This is a genomic window from Demequina rhizosphaerae (assembly GCF_000971255.1).
Classification (GTDB): Bacteria; Actinomycetota; Actinomycetes; order Actinomycetales; family Demequinaceae; genus Demequina; species Demequina rhizosphaerae.
Window position 1 is genome coordinate 43,565 of sequence record NZ_BBMC01000008.1, and the last position, 21,839, is coordinate 65,403.

Genomic DNA, 21,839 nt, shown 5'->3' on the forward strand with positions numbered 1-21,839 from the left:
CCCCTTCCAGCCCTGCTCCTTGGCGGCCTCGAGGCCCGCGAGGGTGGGGGTGCCCGCGCCCTGGTCCTCGTCGGCGCGGCCGTCCTCGAAGCCCGCGAGCACGCGCGAGACCTGCTTGAACGAGCACACCTTGGCGGGACCGCGCGTGGGGGCGACGTCCTTGCCGGCGCGGAGGTCGTCGACGACCTGCTTGGCGCTCTCGGGCGTCTGGTTGTCGAAGAACTCCCAGTTGACCATCATCACGGGCGCGTAGTCGCAGGCCGCGTTGCACTCGAGGCGCTCGAGCGTGATCTGCCCGTCTTCGGTGGTCTCGTCGTGGCCCACGCCGACGTGCTCGGAGAGCTCGTCCCAGATGCGGTCGCCTCCCATGACGGCGCACAGCGTGTTGGTGCACACGCCCACCTGGTACTCGCCGTTGGGGCGGCGCTTGTACTGCGTGTAGAACGTGGCGACCGCGGACACCTCGGCGGCCGTGAGGTCGAGCTGGCCGGCGCAGAACTCGATGCCGTCGGGCGACACGAAGCCGTCCACGGACTGCACCAGGTGGAGCATCGGCAGCAGCGCGGAGCGCTTGACCGGGTAGCGCGCGATGATCGCGGCCGCGTCCTCGGTCAGCTGAGCGAGCGTGGTCTCGTCGTAGGTCATCGGTCGACGCCTCCCAGCACCATGTCGATCGTGGCGATCGCCACCACGACGTCGGCGACCTGACCGCCCTCGGTGAGGATCGACAGGGCCTGCAGGTTGTTGAATCCGGGGTCACGGAAGTGCGCGCGCCACGGCTTGGTGCCGCCGTCGGAGACCAGGTGGACGCCGAGCAGGCCCTTGGGGCCCTCGATCGCCGAGTACACCTGGCCCGCGGGGACCTTGAAGCCCTCGGTCACGAGCTTGAAGTGGTGGATGAGCGACTCCATCGACTCGCCCATGATGTGGCGGATGTGGTCGAGCGAGTTGCCCTGGCCGTCCGAGCCGACGGACAGCTGCGCCGGCCACGCGATCTTCTTGTCCGCGACCATGACGGGCTGGCCCGCCGTCTGCTCGAGGCGGTCGGCGCACTGCTCGACGATCTTGAGCGACTCGTAGCACTCCTCCAGGCGGAGGACCACGCGCGAGTAGGCGTCGGCGTCGGTCGACGTCGGGACCTGGAAGTCGTAGGTCTCGTAGCCGAAGTACGGGTCGGCCTTGCGCACGTCGTACGGCAGGCCCGCGGAGCGCAGGATCGGCCCGGTGATGCCGAGCGCCATGCAGCCCGCGAGGTCGAGGTTCGCGACGCCCTTGAGGCGGCCCTTGAAGATCGGGTTCTCCAGCTGGAGGTCCGCGAGCTCGTCGAGCTTCTGCTTGATCTGCGGGATCACCTTGCGGATGAGCGCGACGGCGTCCTCGGGCGCGTCCTGGGCGACGCCGCCCGGGCGGATGTACGCGTTGTTGGTGCGGAGGCCGGAGATCATCTCGATGACGCGGAACGTGTCCTCGCGTGCGACGAACGCGGTGGTCATCACCGTGGTCGCGCCCATCTCGTTGCCGCCGGTGCCGACCGCGACGAGGTGCGAGCCGATGCGGGTGAGCTCGAGCATGAGCACGCGGAGGATGTTCGCGCGCTCGGGGACGTCGTCCGTGATGCCGAGCAGCTTCTCGATGCCCATGCAGTACACGGCCTCCTGCGACATGGACGCGACGTAGTCCATGCGGGTGCAGAAGGTCACGCCCTGGGTCCAGGTGCGGAACTCCATGTTCTTCTCGATGCCCGTGTGGAGGTAGCCGATGCCGGCACGGGTCTCCGTGACGGTCTCGCCCTCGATCTCGAGCATGACGCGCAGCACGCCGTGGGTGGACGGGTGCTGGGGGCCCATGTTGACGACGATGCGCTGCTGCGCCAGGCGCGCGGCCTCGTCGGCGATGTCGGACCAGTCGCCGCCGTAGGCGCTGTACTCGGGGGCGTCGGGGTCCTCGACGAACGCGCCCGTGGCGTGGGGTGCGGTCTGGGTCATCGGTACTGCCTCCGGTTGTCGGGCGACGGGATCTCCGCGCCCTTGTACTCCACGGGGATGCCGCCGAGCGGGTAGTCCTTCCGCTGCGGGTGGCCCACCCAGTCGTCCGGCATCTCGATGCGCGCGAGCGAGGGGTGGCCGTCGAAGACGATGCCGAAGAAGTCCCAGGTCTCGCGCTCGTGCCAGTTGTTCATCGGGTAGATCGAGGTGATCGACGGGATGTGCGGGTCGGCGTCGGACACCGCGACCTCGAGGCGGAGGCGGCGGTTGTGGGTGATCGACTGCATCGGGTAGACGGCGTGCAGCTCGCGACCGGCGTCCGCCGGGTAGTGGACGCCGGAGACGCCCAGGCACATCTCGAAGCGCAGGTCCTGGTCGTCGCGCAGGTGCTGGGCGACGGCGGGCAGGTGCTCGCGCGCGATGTGCAGCGTGAGCTCGCCCCGGTCGACGACGACGTGCTCGATAGCGGCCGCCGCATCGTCCCCGAGGAGCTCCTCGAGCACGTCGACGACGCCGTCGAACCACTCGCCGTACGGACGCTCGGACGCGCCCGGCATCTCGACGGGCTTGACCAGGAGGTCGTAGCCGGACGTGTCGCCCTGGGCGCCGAACATGCCTTCGCGGACGTTGATGAGGGTGATCTGCTCACGCTCACCCGGCTGGGGGCCGCCCTGCGGGGCGCCGGTGCCGGTGAGGTCCTGGGAGTCGCTCAACGCAGCAGGCCCTTCATGTCGGAGGTCGGGGTGGCCGAGAGCGCGGCGGCCTCGGCGGCGGCGGCGATCTCGCGGCGGTTGCGGCCCATCGGGGTGTTCCGCACCTGCTCCTGGAGCTCGAGCAGCGCGTTGAGCAGCATCTCCGGGCGCGGCGGGCAGCCGGGGAGGTAGATGTCCACGGGGACGATGTGGTCGACGCCCTGGACGATCGCGTAGTTGTTGAACATGCCGCCCGAGGAGGCGCACACGCCCATGGAGATGACCCACTTGGGCTCGGCCATCTGGTCGTAGACCTGGCGGACGATCGGCGCCATCTTGTTGGACACGCGGCCCGCGACGATCATCATGTCGGCCTGGCGCGGCGACCCGCGGAACACCTCGGAGCCCATGCGCGAGATGTCGAAGCGCGGGGTGCCCGTCGCCATCATCTCGATCGCGCAGCACGCAAGGCCGAACGTGGCCGGCCAGAGGGATCCCGCCCGCATGAAGCCGACGAAGTCCTCGACCATGCCGAGCATGAACGGAGGAGCGCTCTCTTCGATACCCATATCTCTCAGTCCCACTCGAATCCGCCGCGGCGCCACTCGTACACGAAGGGGATCGTGATGAGGGCGAGGAAGGTCATGATGGCGATGAGCCCGAACCACCCGAGCGCGTCGTGCGCGACGGCCCACGGGTAGAGGAACACGACCTCGATGTCGAAGATGATGAAGGTCATCGCGACGAGGTAGTACTTGATCGGGATGCGGCCCCCGCCGGCGGCGCCCGGGGTGGGCTGCAGGCCGGACTCGTACTGGTCGAGCTTCGCGGCGTTGGCGCGCTTCGGACCCAGGATCGAGCTGACGAAGAGTCCGGCGCCCGCGAGCAGCCCCGCGATCACCATCATCACGATGATCGGCACGTACGGATTCACAGGGAACTATCCTTCCGTCTTCGTCGAGGTCGCGGATGCCGTCAGGCCGCCGGAGCGACCCTCGTCAGAGCGGAGAGGAGCCTGTCGGCCCAGTTCCCGCCACGAGGCTCATAGACATCTGCCAGCAGTCTAGACGTGAATTCCATGACCAAAGGACTAGGAAGTCCGTAGCGGGTGCACACCTTCATCACGGCCGGGTGCTCGACGAGCGAGGCGAAGACGCGGCCGAGCGAGTAGTAGCCGCCGAGGTCGTCCTTCATCATCCGACCGTAGCTCGCGAGCGCGGCCTCCTTGTCGCGCGCGCCGGTCGCGTCGCGCCACGCGACGGCGGCCTCGGTCGCGCGGCGCGCGGCCTGCATCGCGTAGGCGATGCCCTCGCCGTTGAAGGGGTTGACCATGCCGCCCGAGTCGCCGACGAGCATCATGCCGGGCACGTAGTGCGGCTGGCGGTTGAAGGCCATCGGGATCGCGGCGCCCTTGATGCCGCCCACCTGCTCGCCGAACTCCCAGTCCGCCGCCGAGTGGTCGAGCCAGTCCCGCAGCAGCGCGCGGTGGTCGAGCTTGGGGGGCGTGCCCTTGGCGCTCAGGGTGCCGAGGCCCACGTTCGCGGTGCCGTCGCCCATGGGGAAGATCCAGCCGTAGCCGGGCAGCAGGTTCGAGGCGCCGCGCTCGCCGTCCCAGATCTCGAGGTGGCCCTCCATCCACTCCTCGTCGTGGCGGGGGGTGGTGAAGTACGTGCGCACCGCGACGCCGATGGGGCGGTTCTCCATGCGCTCCATGCCCATGCCGAGCGCGACGCGCGCGCTCACGCCGTCCGCCGCGATGACGAGCGGGGCGCGGAACTCGACGGGCTCGCCGACCTTGCGGCCGCGCTCGTCGGTCTCGCGCGCGACGACGCCGACGACGCGCCCGCCGCCGGCGTAGCCCGCCTGGCGCTCGTCGCGGAGGGCGGACTCGACGTGCCAGCCCTCGCGCACGTCGGCGCCGGCGGCGCGGGCGTGGTCGGCGAGGCGCTTGTCGAAGTCCGCGCGCGGCAGCGACAGGCCGTAGCGGGGGAAGGACTCGAGGTCGTGCCACGGGAACTCGAGGCGGTGCCCGCCGCCGACCATGCGCAGGCCGTGGTTGGGGATCCAGCCCTCGTCGCGCGGCGTCGGCAGCCCGATGAGGTCGATCTCGCGGACGGCCCGGGGCGTCAGCCCGTCGCCGCAGACCTTCTCGCGGGGGAACCTCGCCTTCTCGAGGGCGATCACGTCGAAGCCCTCGACGGCGAGGTAGCGGGCGGCGGCGGCCCCTCCGGGACCCGCCCCGATCACGATGACATCGGCCTCTGTACGCACCCGACAAGCGTAGAGGTGCGCGCAAGGTGCTCCGTGCGGGACCGTCCGCTCCGCCGGCCCCCGCATCGTCCCCCCGCACGCCGGCGCCCGGGACGATGCGCGCCGCGCCGCACCGGGCACGAACCGCGCACGCGCGTCCCCCGTTGCTACGTTGGAATCATGAGCGACGCGGGCGTCACCTGGGCGGGGACCCATCGTTTCGTGGCGGAGCGTCTGGTCGAGGCGCGCACCGTCGAGGACGTCGCGCGCGCGGTGCGCGAGGCGCCCGGCCGGGTCAAGGCGCTCGGCACGCGGCACAGCTTCAACGCGATCGCGGACACCGACGGCACGCTCATCGACACGACCGGGCTCGAGGGCTCCCCACACATCGACCTGTCCGACCCCGCGTGGCCCACCGTGACGGCGCCCGCGGGCATCCGCTACGGCGAGCTCGGCGCGTGGCTGCAGCACCGCGGGTGGGCGCTGCACAACACGGGCTCGCTGCCCCACATCTCGGTCGTCGGCGCGATCGCGACCGGCACCCACGGCTCCGGCGCGCGCAACGGCTGCCAGGCCACCGCGCTGCGCAAGCTCGAGTACATCGACGCGGAGGGGGACCTGCGCACGTGCCGCCAGGGCGACCCCGAGTTCCCCGCGCTCGCCGTCGGCGTCGGCGCGTTCGGGATCATCACGTCCGTGACGCTCGGGGTCCAGCCCACCTACGACGTGCGCCAGGACGTCTACACGGGGATGCCGTGGGCGACCCTGCTGTCCGACACCCCCGCGATCCTCGCGGACGCGTACTCGGTGTCGATCTTCACCACGTGGGACGAGCCGACCGTCCAGCAGATCTGGCGCAAGAGCGGCGTGGGGCTCGACAAGATGCCGCCCGAGGAGTGGCACGGCGCGGTGCGCAGCCCCGAGTCCGACGCGCGGCTCGTCGACGGCGACCCGGACGCGCTCACCCCGCAGGGCGGCGAGCCCGGACCGTGGATCGACCGGCTCCCGCACTTCCGGCTCACCCACACGCCGTCGAACGGGCAGGAGATCCAGACCGAGTACTTCGTGCCGATGGAGGCCGCCGGGGAGGCGCTCGCCGCCGTGCGCGCGCTCGGCCTGCTCATCCGCCCGCACCTCCTGGTGTCCGAGCTGCGCGCGGTCGCGGCGGACCACCTGTGGCTGTCCGGCGCGTACGAGCGCGACACCCTGGCGATCCACTTCACGTGGGCGCAGCACCCCGCCGAGGTGCTCGCGCTGCTGCCCCGCATCGAGGAGGCGCTCGCCCCGTTCCTGGCCCGCCCGCACTGGGGCAAGTGGCACGCGTTCGACGCCGCGGCCATCGCGCGCGCCCACCCGCGGGTCGCGGACGCGCGCGCCGTCTTCGAGGAGCTCGACCCCGGCGGCCGCTTCGTCAACGACTACCTGGCGGGGGTCGGGGTGCGTGCGGCGCGGTGGTGGAACGGCCCTACTGTGGAGGAGTGACCGTCCACAGCGCCTCCCCCGGACCTCTCGTCGTCCGCACCACCGAGATCGACGACCCGGGCGACCTGATCGCCGCGCTGCCCGAGGCCGGCATCTCGTGGGTCCGACGCGGCGAGGGCATGGTGGCGTGGGGCGAGGCCGCGCGCCACGACGGCGGCGGCGAGGACCGCGTCGAGCAGGCGCAGCACTGGTGGCGGCTCATGTGCCGCCACGCGGAGGTCCGGGACGAGGTGCGCGAGCGCGGCACGGGCCTGGTCGCCTTCGGCTCGTTCGCGTTCGCCGACGCCTCCGGGGCCGGCGGTTCGCTCGTGGTCCCCCGGTACGTGCTGGGACGCCGGGACGGTCGTGCCTGGTTCACCACGATCTCCCGCGAGGACGAGGCGCCGCTCACGCTCGAGCAGGCGCTCGCCGCCGCGACGGCGCCGGCCGGCCCGGGCCACGTCGACATCGCCTCCGGCGACGAGGCCGCATGGGCGTCCGCGGTCGACGCCGCCGTGGCCCGCATCCGCGCCGGCGAGCTCGAGAAGGTGGTGCTGGCCCGCGCGGTCGAGGCGACGGCCGAGCGCCCCGTGGACGTGCGCGTGCTGCTGCGCCGGCTCGCGGACGAGTACCCCACCTGCTGGGCGTTCCACGTCGACGGCCTCGTGGGCGCGACCCCCGAGCTGCTCGCGCGCGTCGACCACGGCCTCGTGACCTCCCGCGTGCTCGCGGGCACCATCCGCATGACGGGCGACGACATGCGCGACCTCGCGCGCGCCGGCGCCCTCGCCCGCTCCTCGAAGGACCGCGAGGAGCACGAGTACGCCGTCCGGTCGGTCACGCAGGCCCTCGCCTCGCACTGCGGCAGCGTCAACGTGCCGGACGAGCCGTTCGTGCTGCACCTGCCCAACGTCATGCACCTCGCGACGGACGTCACGGGCGTGCTGTCGCACAACGTCGCCGCGCTCGAGCTCGTGAGCGAGCTGCACCCGAGCGCCGCCGTGTGCGGCACCCCCACGCTCGGCGCGGCGCGCGTCATCGACGAGCTCGAGGGGCTCGACCGCGGCCGCTACGCCGGTCCCGTGGGATGGATCGACGCGGGCGGCGACGGCGAGTGGTGCATCGGCCTGCGTTCGGCAGAGATCTCGCCGTCCGATCCGCGGCGCCTGCGGCTGTTCGCCGGCTGCGGCATCGTCGCCGCGAGCGAGCCCGCCGCCGAGTGGGCGGAGTCGGAGGCCAAGCTCGAGCCGATGCGGCGCGCGCTGGGCGCGCCGGCGCCGTCGACGACCGGCGCGATCCCGCACGTGCACCCGGCCGGCGCCCCGGCATCCGAGGTCGACGGCTGGGACGCGACGGCGTGGGAGGAGCGCTACGCGTCGCACGATGCGGTGTGGAGCGCGAACCCGAACCACCAGCTGGTCGAGGAGGCCGCGCGGCTCGCCCCGGGCCGCGCGCTCGAGGTCGGCTGCGGCGAGGGTGCGGACGCCGTGCACCTCGCCTCGCTGGGATGGGACGTGACCGCGATCGACGTGTCCGCGACCGCGGTGTCGCGCGGCGTCGAGCGCGCGGACCGGACCGGCGAGGAGGTGGCCGCGCGCCTCGACTGGCGCGTCGACGACGCGATGCACGCGGACCTGCCCGCCGCATCGTTCGACCTGGTCACCACGCACTACGCGCATCCCGAGGCGGGCATCGGCGTGCTGGTCGCGCGGCTCGCCGAGCTGGTCGCGCCGGGCGGCACGCTGCTGGTGGTGGGGCACGACCCCCGTGATCCGCACGTGCTCGAGCACGCGAAGCTGAGCCGCCTCGCGTTCCGCGCGGAGGAGGCGGCCGCCGCGCTGGGCGACGGCTGGACCGTCGAGGTCGTGGAGGCGCGCGAGCGCGACGGCGTCAGCCACGACGGCGAGGTCATGGTGCGGCGCGACGCGGTCCTCCGGGCCCGCCGCGACGGCTAGCCCCACGGGGCCGGCCCGTCGACTCCCAATGACGGATGTGACCCGAGTCATCCGTGGTGAAGGCTGGGGCTGCCCCATCCTTCACGCGGTGACGCTCCCATCACATCTGTCATTGGGAGTCACCAGGGGTCAGCCGACGAGGGCCTCGACCACCTCGAGCCCCGCGACGGGCTGCGCCAGCGCGGCCGCGAGCGCGTCGCGGGACCTCACCGCACGATGCGGCACCCGGTAGCCCGCGCACAGCGACGCGAGGTCCGCGCCGTGCGGCGTGGTGAAGACCCGCTCGAGGTTCTCGGCGGGCGCGCCGCCGTGCTCGAGGCCGCCGAAGATGGTGCCGCCGCCGTCGTTCACCACGACGATGCGCAGCCGCGGCCGCTCCTCGCGCGGACCGACGAGCAGGCCGCCGGCCTCGTGGAGGAACGTGACGTCGCCCATGAGCGCATGCACCGGGCGGCCCGACCCGAAGGCGATGCCGGCCGCGGTCGAGATGGTGCCGTCGATTCCCGCGAGCCCGCGGTTGGCGAGCAGCATGGGAGCGGATCCCGCCGGGGCGGCGGGCATGAGGCGGTCGAGCGCGCGCACCGGGCCCGAGGAGCCGACCACGCCCCACACCCCGTCGCGCAGCGACTCGGCGAACGCCGCCGCGACCACGCGCGGCCCCCAGCCCTCGGGCGATGACGGGCGGCCGCCCGCGGCGCGCCACTCGGCGAGCCAGCCGGGGTCCGCATCGTCCGGCGCGGCGGACCACAGCCACGAGGCGGGCACCTCGCGGAGCACGGACTGCGCGTGCGGCGGCGCCTCGCGCCACCGCGCCCCGAAGCGCGCGACCACGAGCGCGGGCGCGCGGGCGATGAGGGCCTGCACCGGCCGCGTGAGGGTGGGCCGGCCGATGACGACGACCTGGTGGACGCGGTCCGCGAGATCCTTGCCGTGCGCGGACTCGAGCAGGCGCACGTAGTCGGCGATGCAGTGGGACCCGGAGCGCGCGAGGGACGTCGGCTCCGCGAGCAGGGGCCAGCCGTGCGCCTCCGCGACCTGGCGGGCGACGTCGCCGGCCCCGTCGCCGGCGATCACCACGCCGCGCGCGACGGGCGGCAGCGGCGCGGGCTCGTCCGGCGGCGCGACGACAGGGATGCCGCCGCTCGGCGTGGGCAGGCGGGGCGGGTCGCTCCACAGCCCGCCGTCCGCGCCGAGGGGCTCCCGGAACGCGACGTTGACGTGGACGGGGCCCGCGGCGGCGGCCATGTCCTCGCGGGCGCGGTCGCCCAGCGCGGCGCGGACGGCGCGGTCCGCGAGCGCGGTGGCACGGTCGGGCCGGTCGCCCAGGGCGGCGGCCGGGACGTCCGCGCCCCAGCGCACGAAGGCGCCGAAGAGCCCCACCTGGTCGGTGGTCTGGTTGGCGCCCACGCCGCGCAGCTCGGTGGGACGGTCGGCGGTGAGCAGCAGCAGCGGGACGCCCGAGTGGTGCGCCTCCATCACCGCGGGCATGAGGTTGCCGACCGCGGTGCCGGAGGTGGTGACGATCGCGACCGGCCGCGCGTCGCCGGCGGCGGCCCGGCCGCGCGCGATGCCGAGGGCGAGGAAGGCCGCGGAGCGCTCGTCGATGCGCACGTGGAGGCGGATGCGGGGCGCGCCGAGCGGCGGGTTGCCCGAGCCGGCCTCCGCGAGGGCATGCGCGAGCGGGCCCGAGCGGGAACCCGGGCTGAGCACGTAGTCCTCGACGCCGCGCTCCGCGAGCGCCGCGACCAGCGCGCGGGCGAAGGCCCCCGACGGGTGCTCGCTCACGCGGTCACCTCCAGGGTGACGGGGCCGATGACGCCGCCGTGCGGCACGATCGTCTCCCGCACGGTGTCCTCGGCGAGCAGCTCGCCGGTGCCGAGCCCGCACGCGTAGGGCAGCTCGGGCACGGCCCGCGCGAGCGCGACGCCCGCCGCGAGCCCCACGGAGGACTCCATCGCGCTCGACACGACGATGGGCACGTCGTAGCGCTCGACCACGCGCAGGCATGCGGCCACGCCCCCCATGGGCGCGACCTTGAGGACCAGGATGTCGGCGGCGCCGGCGCGCATCACCTCGTCGGCGTCGCCGGGCAGGCGCACGGACTCGTCCGCGGCGACGAGCACCTTCGTGCGGCGGCGCACCTCGGCCATCTCGGCGACGGTGCGGCACGGCTGCTCGACGTACTCGAGCCCGGGCCCGCCGCCGGCGCGGGCCGCGGCATCGAGCTCCGCGAGCGCCTTGACGGCGGTGTCGACGTCCCACGCGCCGTTCGCGTCGACGCGCACCCGGCCCTGCGGGCCCAGGGCGACGGCGACGGCCTCGACGCGCCGCGCATCGTCCCTCAGGGAGACGGTGCCGGCGACCTTGACCTTGGCGGTGGTGCAGCCGCCCGCCTTGGCGAGCTGGGCGGCGCGTCCCGCCGGGAGCTCGGGGACGATGCTGTTGACCGGGACGAGGTCGCGCACCGGGGCCGGCCACTCGCCGCGGGCCGCCTCCATCGCGGCGTCCCACCAGCGGGAGGCCCGCTCGGGCGTGTAGTCGTCGAACGGGGAGTACTCGCCCCACGCGTCCTCGCCGTCGGGGCCGGTGCCGCGGATGAGGACGCCGTGGCGCTCCGTCACGCCGCGGAAGCGCGTCGCCAGCGCGACGCGGAAGGGACGGAACTCCATGGGCTCAGCCTAGGGCTGGCGGCCCCGTGGACTCCCAATGACAGATGTGGCCGATGCGGCGCGTGGGGCGCGTGGGGCCGCCCCAGCCTTCACACGGCGAGGATCGCGCCACAGGCGTCATTGGGAGTCGACGGCCGGCCCCGCACTACGCTCGGAGACCATGAGCGACATCCCGGCGCAGGTCTCCGATCTCATGGACCCGACCCAGTGGCGAGCCGTCGAGGGCTTCCCGGACGCGGACATCACGTACCACCGGTGGGTGCGGCGGGGGCCGGACGGCGAGCGTGACCTGCCCGCGGTGCGCATCGGCTTCAACCGGCCCGAGGTCCGCAACGCGTTCCGCCCGCAGACCGTCGACGAGCTCTACCGCGCGGTCGACCACGCCCGCCAGACCGTCGACGTGGCGGCCATCATCCTTACGGGCAACGGCCCGGCCGCGGACGGCGTGCACGCGTTCTGCTCGGGCGGTGACCAGCGCATCCGGGGCAAGGACGGCTACCTCTACGAGGGCTCGGCGCAGGACGCGCCGGCGTACGGCGGCCGCCTCCACATCCTCGAGGTGCAGCGCCTCATGCGCACCTCCCCCAAGGTCACGATCGCCGCGGTCAACGGCTGGGCGGCCGGCGGCGGCCACTCGCTGCACGTGGTGAGCGACCTCTCGATCGCGAGCCGCGAGCACGCGCGTTTCAAGCAGACCGACGCCAACGTCGGCTCGTTCGACGCGGGCTACGGCTCCGCGCTGCTCGCGCGGCAGGTGGGCGACAAGCGGGCGCGGGAGATCTTCTTCCTCGCGCGGGAGTACTCGGCGGACGATGCGGAGCGCTGGGGCGCCGTCAACGAGTCCGTCCCGCACGCGGAGCTCGAGGCCAGGGCGCTCGAGTACGCGGCGCTGATCGCCACGAAGTCGCCGCAGGCGATCCGCATGCTGAAGTTCGCGTTCAACCTCGCGGACGACGGCCTCGCGGGCCAGCAGGTCTTCGCGGGCGAGGCGACGCGCATGGCGTACATGACGGAGGAGGCGCAGGAAGGGCGCGACGCGTTCCTCGAGCGCCGCGAGCCCGACTGGACCCGGTTCCCCTACGCCTACTGACGGAGGGCCCGGGCCGGCGCCTCGGAGCCCCAGGTAGAGACGGATCGCGTCGTCGACCCGCGCCCCGCTCAGCCCGCGAGCCACTCCTCGACCAGCGCCGGCACGGCCTCCTCGATCGGCTCGCGGATCACGCGGTGCGCGTCCCGGTCGTACGCCGTCGGCGACGCGTTGACGATGACGAGCTCCGCCCCGGCCTGCAGCGCGGACCCCGCGTACATCGCCACGGGGTAGACCTGCAGCGTGGTGCCGATCGCGACGAACACGTCGCATCCGCGCGACGCGCGCGACGCCCGGTCGAGGTCCGCGTCGCCGAGCGCCTCGCCGAAGTAGACGACGTCCGGCTTGAGCACCCCGCCGCAGTACGGGCACCGCGGGTCCGGATCCACGTCGAGCATCGCGATCACCTCGCGCGTCTCGCACCCCCACTCGCATCCCATGCACGAGGTCGTGGCGAGGCGCCCGTGCATCTCCACCACCGCATCGTCCGGCGTGCCGGCGGCCTGCTGCAGGCCGTCGATATTCTGGGTGAGGATGTCGCGCGCGGCGCCGGCCTCGACCAGGCGGGCGAGGGCACGATGCGCGGGGGACGGCCGCGCCTCCCACGCCGGGTGCGCGGCCCAGTCGCGCCAGCCCTCGATGCGCGCCTCGCGGTCGCCGAGGAACACGTCGATCTCGAGGAGCCGCGCCCGCTCGGGGTGGCGCGTCCACACGCCGTTCGGCCCGCGGAAGTCGGGTATGCCGGCGCCGGTCGAGAGCCCGGCGCCCGTGAGGACGGTGATCACCTCTCCATGGTGCCTCACGGGGACCGCCGCCACCCCGGGCGCCGAACCCTCGTCAGGGCCTATCGCCGCTGGTCCCTCCCCCGATAGCCTCCCCCCGTGACGACTCGCACCCGCCCGGCGGCCCGGTCCGCCACGAGCGCCGGCATCGCGCTCGCGCTCACCGTCGTCGGCCTCGCCTCCGCGGCCGCCGTGCCCGCCGGCCCCGGGGAGACCCTCGGGCTCGCCACCGTCGACGCGAGCCTGCTCGAGGTGACGATCGACACCGCCGACGAGCACACCGACGCCTACGTCCTCGTCGAGGACGACGGCACTGTCACCGAGGTGGCCGGGGAGGCGCTCGAGGAGATCCCCACGGGCTCCGAGGTGGCGGCGACGGTCGATGGCGGCGAGGTGAGCGCCGCGACGGTCCTCGAGCCCGTCGCTCCGAGCGTCGCGGTCACCGGTCACGACGCGTACGTGGTCACGGTGGACGATGCGACGGCCGGCGGGGACATCGCGCCCGCGGCCGCGACAGCCGACGCCGCGGCCGCGCTCGAGTACTGGGTCCGCGAGGGCCGCGGCGCCCTCGACTCGTTCGAGATCGCGCAGACCCGGGTGCTGTCGCTGCCCGGGTCGTGCGCCTACGCCTTCGACGAGCTGTGGGAGGAGGCCGCCGCGCTCTTCCCCGCCGTCGACTTCGCGCAGGCCGCGAACCACCTCGTCGTCTACACGCCGACCGGGTGCGCGTACGACTACCTGGGGGTCGCGACGGTCGGCCGCATCACGCTCGGCGGCTTCGTCCACATCGCGGAGCCGGGCGCGGCGGTCACCGTCCACGAGCTCGGGCACAACCTCGGGCTCGGGCACAGCGACCTGCTGTGGGGCGACGTCTTCGGGGCCTACGGCTTCGCGGAGTACTACGGGGCGTACAGCCCGATGGCGGGGGCGATCGGCGACTTCGCGCCGGCGAGCCTCGACGCCGCGTACCGCTCGTACCTCGACCTGCCCGGCGCGGACACGCAGACCGCGGCGGTCACGCTGGTCCCCGGCGCCACGGAGCCGCAGGTCGTCACCATCGGCGCGTCGACGTCCACGACGGGCACGACCGCCGCGAGCTTCACCGACGACCACGGCTTCCGCTACGTCGTCGACCTCCGCGACGGCACGGGCGCCGACGCGGGCGCCTTCTACGCGAGCGCGAGCGCCTTCCTCGACCCGCTGGGACGGGTGGCCGCCTACGCGCCCGGCGTCGTCCTCACGATGATGGAGCCCGGCTACAACGAGCAGTACCTCCTCGCCCAGGAGGACGCCGGCGGCACGCTGCGGACGTCGTTCCAGGCGGGCGACACGTACACGGACCCGATGGGGCAGTTCACGCTCGACGTTGTCGACGCGACCGCCACCTCGGCGACCGTGGCGCTGCTGGCCGGGCCCGCCACCGCCTCGACCATCCGCGCGACGGCCACCAAGGTCCCCTACGGCACGGCGGGCAAGGTCACGGTGACGGTGAGCGGGACGAGGACCCCGACCGGCAAGGTCACGGTGACGGTCGGCACGAAGCGCTGGACGCGGACGCTGGACAGCAACGGCAAGGCGACCTTCACGCTGCCGAAGGACTGGAAGCCCCGCACCCGCACGCTCACCGCGACCTACTCCGGCTCGCTCGCGTCCCAGCCCTCCGCGACCACCGTCAAGGCGACCGTGACGAAGGCGACGCCGAAGGTGACCGCGGTCGCCAGGACCGCCGTGAAGAAGGGCGCGCGGGCGACGTTCGTCGCGACCGTGTCGAGCTCGGTCGCGCGCGAGTCCGGCTACGTGCAGATGTACGTCGGGGACCGGAAGGTGTCGGCGAAGTACAAGCTCGTGCGGTCGGGCTCGGTCTTCAAGGTGCGGCTCACGACCTGGAAGCTGCCGAAGGGCCGCGTGAGCGTGAGGTACCTGGGCAACACGTACCTCAAGGCCCGCAAGGTCGCGACGAGCTCCTACGCCCGCTGAACCGCCCGCTGAACCGCGCGCCCGGCGACTACGAGATGTCGATCGAGGTCGCGCGCCCGATGCCCGCGTTGGGGATGAGCTCGAACCAGGTCTGACCGGCCGCGAGCGCGACGTCGTCGCCGTCCTTCGTGGTGAGCACGAACGGGTCGTACTGGCCCTTCTTGCTCCACTCGATCGGGATGGTGCGGTTGCCCGTGACCACGTAGCCCTCGCCCGAGCGGCCCGCGACGAGCGTCTCCGGCACCGACGAGCCGCCGTCCGAGGACGTGTACTGGACGGTCACCCACAGCATCACGACGTTGGTCGCGGACAGCTGCGTGCCGTCCGTGGTGACGTGCTTCACCCCCGACTCGTAGCGCTTCCACACCTGGTCCGTCCGGTCCCACGTCCACGACGGCTGCGAGTAGCCCGACATGTAGATGTCGATCTCGGTCGCCTTGGTGCCCTCGAGCTGCGCGGTCGCCTCGCTCGCGGGGTACGCGATCTCCCACTGCCGCTCGGGCGCGTCCGCGTCGGTCTGCTCGAGGAACGAGGCCAGGTAGCCGTGGAGGTTGTGCGGCGCGGACTTGTCGGTCGTGCGGAAGAAGCCGTAGTCCCCCACGTCCTGCGTGATGATGTCCTGGCCCGAGGAGAGCGTCGCGGACACGAACCGCGGCTGCGCGCCGGAGAAGATCAGCGGCCCGCCGACCGAGCCCATGATGTTGCGGTCCATGGGCCGCATCGAGCGGATCGGCCCCACCGACTCGGGCATGTCCGACTGGTAGACCGCGATGAGGCGCGAGATGCCCGCCTCGACGTACTCCTCGAACACCACGTCCGCCTTGTCGAGGTTCTCCTGCGGACGCGCGGCCGCGGAGTTCTCGATCTTGATCGACAGCGCCGGACGGCTCAGCTCAGCGGTGGTGGCGTCGGACGCGTCGAGACCGGTCAGCGGCCACGCGATCGAGGGGACCGGGTCCTCGGGGGCGGGCGGCAGCGCGACCGCCGACACCTCCGGCGAGGAGGCGATCGACACGGTCGTGGTGGGGCCGCTCTCGGAGGCGGGCGAGCACGCGGCGAGGGTCATCGCCGCGATGGCAGCGGCGAGCGTGCCCGCGATGCGGGTCGAAGTCATGCGGACGAGTGTAGGTGCCGCCCTAGGCTGGTCGGTGTGACCTACGCGCGCCTCGCCGACGATCCCCTCACCGCCGTGGACGATGCGCTGGCCGGGCGTGCCGAGGGCGTGGCCGCGGCGACGTCGGGCTCGACCGGGGCGCCGCGCGAGGTGCTCCTCCCCACGGCCGCTATCCGCGCGTCCGCCGCGCTCACCGCGGACCGGCTCGGCGGCGAGGCGGCCTGGCTGCTGACGCTGCCGGCGGAGCGCATCGGCGGCGCCATGGTGGTGGCCCGCGCGGCGCTGGCCGGGGCGCCGCTGGCGACGATGCCCGCCGGCCCGTTCACCGCATCGTCCTTCGCGGCGGCGACCGCGCGCCTGCCCGCGGGGCGCCGCCACGTCTCGCTCGTCCCCACCCAGGTGCGGCGGCTGCTCGCCGACCCGGCCGGGCGCGACGCGCTCGCCACGTACGACGCGGTGCTCGTGGGCGGCGCGGCGCTGCCCGAGCGGGACGCGCCCGCGAACCTCGTGCGCACGTACGGCATGAGCGAGACGTCCGGCGGCTGCGTCTACGACGGCCGGCCGCTCGACGGCGTCGGGCTGCGGATCGATCCCGACGGCCGGATCCTGCTGGCGGGGCCCACGCTCGCGGCCGGCTACGCGGACGGGGACGATGCGGCGTTCGAGACCCGCGACGGCGTCCGCTGGTTCCGCACGTCCGACGTGGGCGAGCTGCGCGAGGACGGCCGCCTGCGCGTCCTCGGCCGCGCCGACCATGTCATCAACACCGGCGGGGTCAAGGTGCACCCCCAGCGCATCGAGCTCGCGCTGGAGCGGGCGGGCGCGACGGCCGCCGCCGTCGTCGGCGTGCCCGACGCCGAGTGGGGCGAGCGCGTCGTCGCTGTCGTCGAGGGCGAGGTGGACGAGGCGGCGCTCGGGGCCGCGCTCGAGGGTCTCGCCTCGTACGAGCGGCCCAAGCGCATCGTCCGCGCGACCGTGCCGCGCACCGCGGGTGGGAAGATTGACCGGCCGGCCGCCAGAGGCCTGGCGAGCAAGGAGGATCGATGACCACCACCGCCGACTGGATCGCGGGCGCACGCCCCCGCACGCTGTGGACCGGGGCCGTGCCGGTGATCGTCGGCTCCGCGGCCGCGATCGCGGAGGACGGCTTCCGCCTCGTCCCGGCGCTGCTCGCGCTCGGCGTCGCGCTCGCGCTGCAGGTGGGGTCGAACTACGCCAACGACTACTCGGACGGCATCCGCGGCACCGACATCGACCGCATCGGCCCCGAGCGGCTCGTCGCGTCGGGCAAGGCGCTGCCGTCCTCGGTCAAGCGCGCCGCGTACCTGTCGTTCCTCGCGGGCGCGCTGCTGGGCCTCGCGCTCGTCGTGTACGTCGAGATGTGGTGGCTGCTCGCGGTGGGCGCGGTCGCGATCGTCGCGGCGTGGACCTACACCGGCTCGTCGCGCCCCTACGGCTACGCGGGCTGGGGCGAGGTGAGCGTGTTCGTGTTCTTCGGGCCCGTCGCGGTGCTCGGCACGATGCTCACGCAGGCCGGCCACGTCACGTGGTGGGCGGTCGTGGCGTCGGCGGGCGTGGGGCTCTACGCCGTCGCGCTGCTGCTGGTCAACAACATCCGCGACCTCGAGACGGACGCGCTCGCGGGCAAGCGGACCCTCGCGGTCAAGGTGGGCGAGCTGCGCGCGCGCCAGCTGTTCGCGGCGTCCGTGACGCTGCCGGTGGGGCTCGCGGTGATCGTCGCGTTCGCGCACCCGTGGGTGCTCATCTCTACGATGGTCGCGCTGCCGTCCGTCGTCATCGCGTTCGGCATGCGCATGGGCGCGTCGGGCCGGAACTTCGCGGTGATGTTCCAGGGGATCAGCGGCGTGGGCCTCGCCTACGGCCTGCTCATGGCGGTGGGGCTGGCGCTGTAGCCGCGCGGGCTCAGCGGGTGCTGCCGGCCTCGTGGTCGGCGGCGTCGATCTCGGCGTCCTCCTCGGCGGCGGCCTCGCGGATCCCCTTCTCGCTGCGGGAGATCCAGCCGTCCATCTGCGCGGCGGCGCGCACGCGCAGGCCCGGCAGCGCCAGGTAGGACACCAGCCAGGCGACGACGAAGGCGGCCAGGAACGCGATCACGTCGCGCCATCCCACGGCCCACAGCACGCCGAGGACGGCGAGGAAGACGCCCGTGCGGGCACCCCAGTACGCAAGAACGCTCATACATCAACGGTACCCGGCGTACGCTTGATGGATGGCTCGCGTGCTCCCCCTCCTCGTCTACCTGGGGCTCGTCATCTACGCCCTCTCGGACGCGATGCAGCGTCCCGAGAAGGATCCGTACGGCGTGTCCAAGTGGCTCTGGGCCGCGATCATCGTGCTGCTGCCCTACGTGGGCGCGATCGGCTGGATCCTCCTGAGCCGCACCCGCCCCGACAGCGGCCCGCAGCGTCGCTCGGACCCCGTGGCGCCCGACGACGACCCGGAGTACCTCGCGTGGCTGCGCGACCAGGCGCGACGCAAGCGCCAGAGCGGCGAGGGCCGCTAGCCCGCCGGCGCGTGTCGATTCCCAATGACGGATGGGACGCCTGTCGTCTCGCGTGATGGCTGAGGCTGCCCCAGCCATCACGCGGTGAGACCGCAGTCACAAGTGTCATTGGGAATCGACTGACGGGAATCGTCCGACGCCGCCCGGTCAGCTCACCTCGACGCGGACCCTCCGGGCGCTCTCGCGTCCCACGGGGCAGCGCTCGCCCGTGAGCGAGGCGACCGCCTCGGCCTCGCGGCGGACCGGCGTGCCGGCCCACAGCTCGACCTCGCCCGGCTCGACCGCGCGCACGAGGTCCCGACCGGAGAACGCGAGCCGCGCCGCGGGGATGTCGAGCGTGACGCGCCTGGCCTCGCCCGCGCGCAGCGGCACCCGCGCAAAGCCGACGAGCTGCGCGACCGGCCGCGTGAGCGACGCCCGCCGCTGGTGCGCGTAGACCTGCACCACCTCGTCGCCGTCGCGCGCGCCGGTGTTGCGCACGGTCACGGACACGCGCATCGTCCCGTCGGTCGGGGCGTCCTCCGCCGCGAGGCCCTCGTACGCGAAGGACGTGTACGACAGCCCCTCGCCGAACGTCAGCGGCGGCGTGGACGACAGGTTGGTGACGTCGGTGTCGCCGCCGAGCCGCGGGTGGAGGTAGCTGTACGGCTGCGCGCCGGTGTCCCGCGGGATGCTCACCGGCAGGCGGCCCGAGGGGTTGACCCGGCCGGACAGCACGCCCGCGATCGCGCGCGCGCCCTCCTCACCCGGGAAGAACGCCTGCACCACCGCGGCGCAGCGCTCGAGCGCCCATCCGATCGCGTACGGGCGGCCCGTGACGAGCACGAGCACCACCGGCGTGCCGGTCGCGAGCAGCTCCTCGACGAGCTCGCGCTGGACGCCGGGCAGCTCGAGGGAGTCGGTGTCGCAGCCCTCGCCCGAGGTGCCGCGGCCGAAGAGCCCCGCCTGGTCGCCGACGACCACGACGGCGACGTCGGCCGCGCGGGCCGCCTCGACTGCCTCGGCGAAGCCCTCGCGCGAGCCGCCCTGCACGTCGCACCCGCGTGCCGACAGGACGGGCCCGAGCTCGTCGCGCACGGCGTCGAGCACGGTGGGCACGTCGAGGCCGAGCTCGGTGCCGGGCCGCTTGTCGAGCACGTGGTTGGCGAACGAGTAGCACCCGAACATCGCCGCGTACCGGTCCGCGTTGGGGCCGATGACGGCCACGCGCGGCGCACCCGGCGCGCCCGCCGCGTCCGGCGCGCCCGCCGCATCGTCCCCGGCCGGTGCACCCAGGGGGAGCGTGCCGTCGTTGGCGAGCAGGACGATGCCGCGCTCGGCGAGCAGCCGGGCCACCTCGCGGTGCTCGGGACCGTCGAGGTCGACGCCCGCGGGCGGCTCGCCGGAGAAGTCCGCGTCGAGCAGGCCGAGCGACTCCTTCTGCGCGAGGATCCGCGCGACCGCGGTGTCGACGAGGTGCTCGGGCACCCGCCCGGACCGCACGGCGGCCGCGAGCGGCGCGAGGTAGGCGTCGCCGGTGGGGAGCTCGACGTCGACGCCGGCCTCGAGCGCGAGCGCCGCGGCCTCGGACAGGTCCGCCGCCACGCCGTGGAGCAGGTGGAGGAAGGCGATGCCGAAGTAGTCGGCGACCACGACGCCGTCGAAGCCCCACTCGTCGCGCAGGACGCCCGTGAGGAGCGAGCCGTCGGCGGCCGTGGGGACCCCGTCGATCTCGGTGTAGGCGTGCATGACGGAGCGGACGCCGCCGTCGACGACGGCCATCTCGAACGGCACCATCATGACGTCGCGCAGCTCGCGCGGGCCGATCGAGACGGGCCCGAAGTTGCGTCCCGAGCGCGAGGCCGAGTAGCCGACGAAGTGCTTGAGGGTCGCGTGCACGCCCTCGGACTGGACGCCCTCGACGTAGGACGTGCCGATCTCGCCGACGAGGTACGGATCCTCGCCGATGCACTCCTCGACGCGCCCCCAGCGGGGGTCGCGCACGACGTCGAGCACCGGCGCGAGGCCCTGGTGGATGCCCAGCGCGCGGCAGTCGCGGCCGATGAGCGCGCCCATGCGCGCCACCAGCTCCGGGTCGAATGCGGCGCCCCACGTGAGCGGGCCGGGATACGTCGCGGCCTTCCACGCCGACAGCCCCGTGAGGATCTCCTCGTGGACGATCGCGGGGATGCCCAGCCGCGTCCCGGTCACGAGCGCGCGCTGGCGCTCCCACAGGACCCGGGCCCGCGCATCGGCGTCCACGGGGGTGGTGCCGTAGATGCGGGTGAAGTGGCCGATGCCGTGCCGCGTCGCATCGTCCAGGCCGCCGGTGACGGAGACCTCGCCCTGGAGCGGGGCGACGACGTCGCCCTTCTCGTCCTCCCAGAAGCCGGTGATCTGCGCGAGCTTCTCCTCGAGCGTCATCTCCGCGACGAGGGAGGCCACGCGGGTGCTCACCGCGACGTCGACCGCGGTCATCCCTTCACCGCCCCGGTGAGGCCGTCGACGATGCGCCGCTCCATCAGCAGGAAGAACGCGAGCGCCGGCAGCATCGCGAGCGACGTGTAGGCCATGATCATCGTGGTCGCGGCGGAGTGCTGGCCCTGGAACGTGGTGACGCCGAGCGGCAGGGTCATGCCGGTCGGGTCGCCCGTGAGCAGCAGCAGGGGCAGCAGGTAGGCGTTCCACGAGCCGATGAACGCGAGCACGCCCACCGTCACCATGGCCGGCCGGGCGAGCGGCAGCAGCATGCGCCAGAAGAAGCCGATGCGCGAGATGCCGTCCATGAAGGACGCCTCCTCGAGCTCCTTGGGCAGGGCCGCGAGGAACGGCCGCAGGATGATGATCGTGACCGGCAGGCCGAACGCGATCTGCGGGATCACGAGGCCCCACAGGCCCGAGATGCCCATGTCGCGCAGCAGCAGGTACAGCGGCAGCACCGCGACTGTGAGGGGGAACATCAGGCCGGTGGTGAAGATGACGAACACGAGCTCGCGGCCCTTGAACGAGTACCGCGCGAGCGGGTACGCCGCCATCGTGCCGAACAGCACCACGCCCGCGGTCGTCGCGACCGCCACCAGCGTCGAGTTGAGCAGCTGGCGCCAGAACAGCGGCTTGGACAGGATGTCCCAGTAGTTCTGCCACATGAACGGGTCGGGGAAGCCGGTCGGGTTCGCGGCGAGGTCGCCCTGGGTGCGGAAGCCGCCGAGGATCAGGTAGAGGATCGGGCCGAGCGTCAGGCCCACGCCCACGAGGGCGATGCCCACGGCCACGTACGTCGAGCCCTCGGGGATGAGGCCCTTGCGGCGGCGGCCGTCGGCGGACGATGCGGCGGTCGAGCGGGCAGCAGTGTCGACGGACATCG

The 21,839-nt window shown here is 73.6% G+C and carries 19 protein-coding genes and 1 pseudogene; 7 read left to right on the forward strand and 13 right to left on the reverse strand.

Going from position 1 to position 21,839, the window contains the following annotated elements; all coding sequences use genetic code 11:
• Positions 1–6: 6 nt before the first annotated feature.
• From nuoE to AOM07_RS11355, 6 genes and pseudogenes are all read right to left on the reverse strand, one after another.
• Positions 7–645: pseudogene (gene nuoE / locus AOM07_RS11330) on the reverse strand (NADH-quinone oxidoreductase subunit NuoE); the annotation flags it as partial.
• Positions 642–1,985 carry an NADH-quinone oxidoreductase subunit D gene (locus AOM07_RS11335; protein WP_062313888.1) on the reverse strand — a complete coding sequence of 448 codons (1,344 nt, stop codon included), beginning with the start codon at positions 1,983–1,985 and terminating at the stop codon, positions 642–644. The pseudogene nuoE and the gene AOM07_RS11335, both read right to left, overlap by 4 nt.
• Positions 1,982–2,698 carry an NADH-quinone oxidoreductase subunit C gene (locus AOM07_RS11340; protein ID WP_082101321.1) on the reverse strand — a complete coding sequence of 239 codons (717 nt, stop codon included), beginning with the start codon at positions 2,696–2,698 and terminating at the stop codon, positions 1,982–1,984. Before AOM07_RS11340 ends, AOM07_RS11335 begins: the two co-directional genes overlap by 4 nt.
• Positions 2,695–3,246 (reverse strand): NADH-quinone oxidoreductase subunit B, encoded by a 552-nt coding sequence (locus AOM07_RS11345; protein ID WP_062313890.1) that lies wholly within the window; start codon positions 3,244–3,246, stop codon positions 2,695–2,697. The genes AOM07_RS11340 and AOM07_RS11345 overlap by 4 nt, the downstream gene beginning before the upstream one ends.
• Before the next feature lie 5 nt (positions 3,247–3,251).
• Positions 3,252–3,584: an NADH-quinone oxidoreductase subunit A gene (ndhC, locus tag AOM07_RS11350; protein ID WP_062299052.1), complete on the reverse strand. Its 333-nt coding sequence runs from the start codon at positions 3,582–3,584 to the stop codon at positions 3,252–3,254.
• A 68-nt stretch (positions 3,585–3,652) separates the two neighbouring features.
• Positions 3,653–4,948, reverse strand: coding sequence for a geranylgeranyl reductase family protein (locus tag AOM07_RS11355; RefSeq protein WP_062313892.1), 1,296 nt, complete (start codon positions 4,946–4,948; stop codon positions 3,653–3,655).
• A 159-nt stretch (positions 4,949–5,107) separates the two neighbouring features.
• On the opposite strand from AOM07_RS11355, the gene AOM07_RS11360 reads away from it, so the two are divergent.
• On the forward strand, positions 5,108–6,409 hold the full coding sequence (locus tag AOM07_RS11360; protein WP_062313894.1) for an FAD-binding protein: 1,302 nt from the start codon (positions 5,108–5,110) through the stop codon (positions 6,407–6,409).
• Complete coding sequence (locus tag AOM07_RS15200; RefSeq protein ID WP_169748156.1) at positions 6,406–8,343, forward strand: isochorismate synthase; 1,938 nt, start codon at positions 6,406–6,408, stop codon at positions 8,341–8,343. Before AOM07_RS11360 ends, AOM07_RS15200 begins: the two co-directional genes overlap by 4 nt.
• A 129-nt stretch (positions 8,344–8,472) precedes the next feature.
• Here the strand turns inward: AOM07_RS15200 and menD are convergent, their stop codons facing one another.
• Both menD and AOM07_RS11375 read right to left on the reverse strand, forming a co-directional pair.
• Positions 8,473–10,128 (reverse strand): 2-succinyl-5-enolpyruvyl-6-hydroxy-3-cyclohexene-1-carboxylic-acid synthase, encoded by a 1,656-nt coding sequence (menD, locus tag AOM07_RS11370; RefSeq protein WP_082101318.1) that lies wholly within the window; start codon positions 10,126–10,128, stop codon positions 8,473–8,475.
• A complete protein-coding gene (locus AOM07_RS11375; RefSeq protein ID WP_084830276.1) occupies positions 10,125–11,012 on the reverse strand; it encodes an o-succinylbenzoate synthase in 888 nt (295 codons plus the stop codon). The genes menD and AOM07_RS11375 overlap by 4 nt, the downstream gene beginning before the upstream one ends.
• A 160-nt stretch (positions 11,013–11,172) precedes the next feature.
• Here AOM07_RS11375 and AOM07_RS11380 point away from each other — a divergent pair, with 160 nt between their 5' ends.
• Positions 11,173–12,102: a 1,4-dihydroxy-2-naphthoyl-CoA synthase gene (locus AOM07_RS11380; RefSeq protein WP_062313898.1), complete on the forward strand. Its 930-nt coding sequence runs from the start codon at positions 11,173–11,175 to the stop codon at positions 12,100–12,102.
• Between the two features lie 68 nt (positions 12,103–12,170).
• On the opposite strand, the gene AOM07_RS11385 is transcribed toward AOM07_RS11380, so the two are convergent.
• The gene (locus AOM07_RS11385; protein WP_228374448.1) at positions 12,171–12,884 is read right to left on the reverse strand and encodes an SIR2 family NAD-dependent protein deacylase; all 714 of its coding nucleotides are present in this window, start codon (positions 12,882–12,884) and stop codon (positions 12,171–12,173) included.
• Positions 12,885–12,980: 96 nt separating this feature from the next.
• Between AOM07_RS11385 and AOM07_RS15135 the strand changes: the two genes are divergently transcribed.
• Positions 12,981–14,858 carry an Ig-like domain repeat protein gene (locus AOM07_RS15135; protein ID WP_062313901.1) on the forward strand — a complete coding sequence of 626 codons (1,878 nt, stop codon included), beginning with the start codon at positions 12,981–12,983 and terminating at the stop codon, positions 14,856–14,858.
• A 28-nt stretch (positions 14,859–14,886) separates the two neighbouring features.
• Here the strand turns inward: AOM07_RS15135 and AOM07_RS11395 are convergent, their stop codons facing one another.
• Positions 14,887–15,972: a DUF3048 domain-containing protein gene (locus AOM07_RS11395; RefSeq protein WP_062313903.1), complete on the reverse strand. Its 1,086-nt coding sequence runs from the start codon at positions 15,970–15,972 to the stop codon at positions 14,887–14,889.
• A 36-nt stretch (positions 15,973–16,008) separates the two neighbouring features.
• Here AOM07_RS11395 and AOM07_RS14985 point away from each other — a divergent pair, with 36 nt between their 5' ends.
• Together AOM07_RS14985 and AOM07_RS11405 are read left to right on the forward strand one after the other, a co-directional pair.
• Positions 16,009–17,019, forward strand: coding sequence for an AMP-binding protein (locus AOM07_RS14985; protein ID WP_062313905.1), 1,011 nt, complete (start codon positions 16,009–16,011; stop codon positions 17,017–17,019).
• A complete protein-coding gene (locus AOM07_RS11405; protein ID WP_062313907.1) occupies positions 17,016–17,885 on the forward strand; it encodes a 1,4-dihydroxy-2-naphthoate polyprenyltransferase in 870 nt (289 codons plus the stop codon). Before AOM07_RS14985 ends, AOM07_RS11405 begins: the two co-directional genes overlap by 4 nt.
• Positions 17,886–17,895: 10 nt before the next feature.
• On the opposite strand, the gene AOM07_RS11410 is transcribed toward AOM07_RS11405, so the two are convergent.
• Complete coding sequence (locus AOM07_RS11410; protein WP_062313910.1) at positions 17,896–18,171, reverse strand: DUF4229 domain-containing protein; 276 nt, start codon at positions 18,169–18,171, stop codon at positions 17,896–17,898.
• 31 nt (positions 18,172–18,202) lie between these two features.
• Here AOM07_RS11410 and AOM07_RS11415 point away from each other — a divergent pair, with 31 nt between their 5' ends.
• Positions 18,203–18,496 carry a PLD nuclease N-terminal domain-containing protein gene (locus AOM07_RS11415; protein ID WP_062313912.1) on the forward strand — a complete coding sequence of 98 codons (294 nt, stop codon included), beginning with the start codon at positions 18,203–18,205 and terminating at the stop codon, positions 18,494–18,496.
• A 147-nt stretch (positions 18,497–18,643) separates the two neighbouring features.
• Here AOM07_RS11415 and AOM07_RS11420 read toward each other — a convergent pair whose 3' ends face one another.
• Together AOM07_RS11420 and AOM07_RS11425 are read right to left on the reverse strand one after the other, a co-directional pair.
• Positions 18,644–20,953: a beta-xylosidase/alpha-l-arabinosidase gene (locus AOM07_RS11420; RefSeq protein ID WP_062313914.1), complete on the reverse strand. Its 2,310-nt coding sequence runs from the start codon at positions 20,951–20,953 to the stop codon at positions 18,644–18,646.
• Complete coding sequence (locus AOM07_RS11425; RefSeq protein WP_156165225.1) at positions 20,950–21,837, reverse strand: carbohydrate ABC transporter permease; 888 nt, start codon at positions 21,835–21,837, stop codon at positions 20,950–20,952. The genes AOM07_RS11420 and AOM07_RS11425 overlap by 4 nt, the downstream gene beginning before the upstream one ends.
• Between the last annotated feature and the right edge of the window lie 2 nt (positions 21,838–21,839).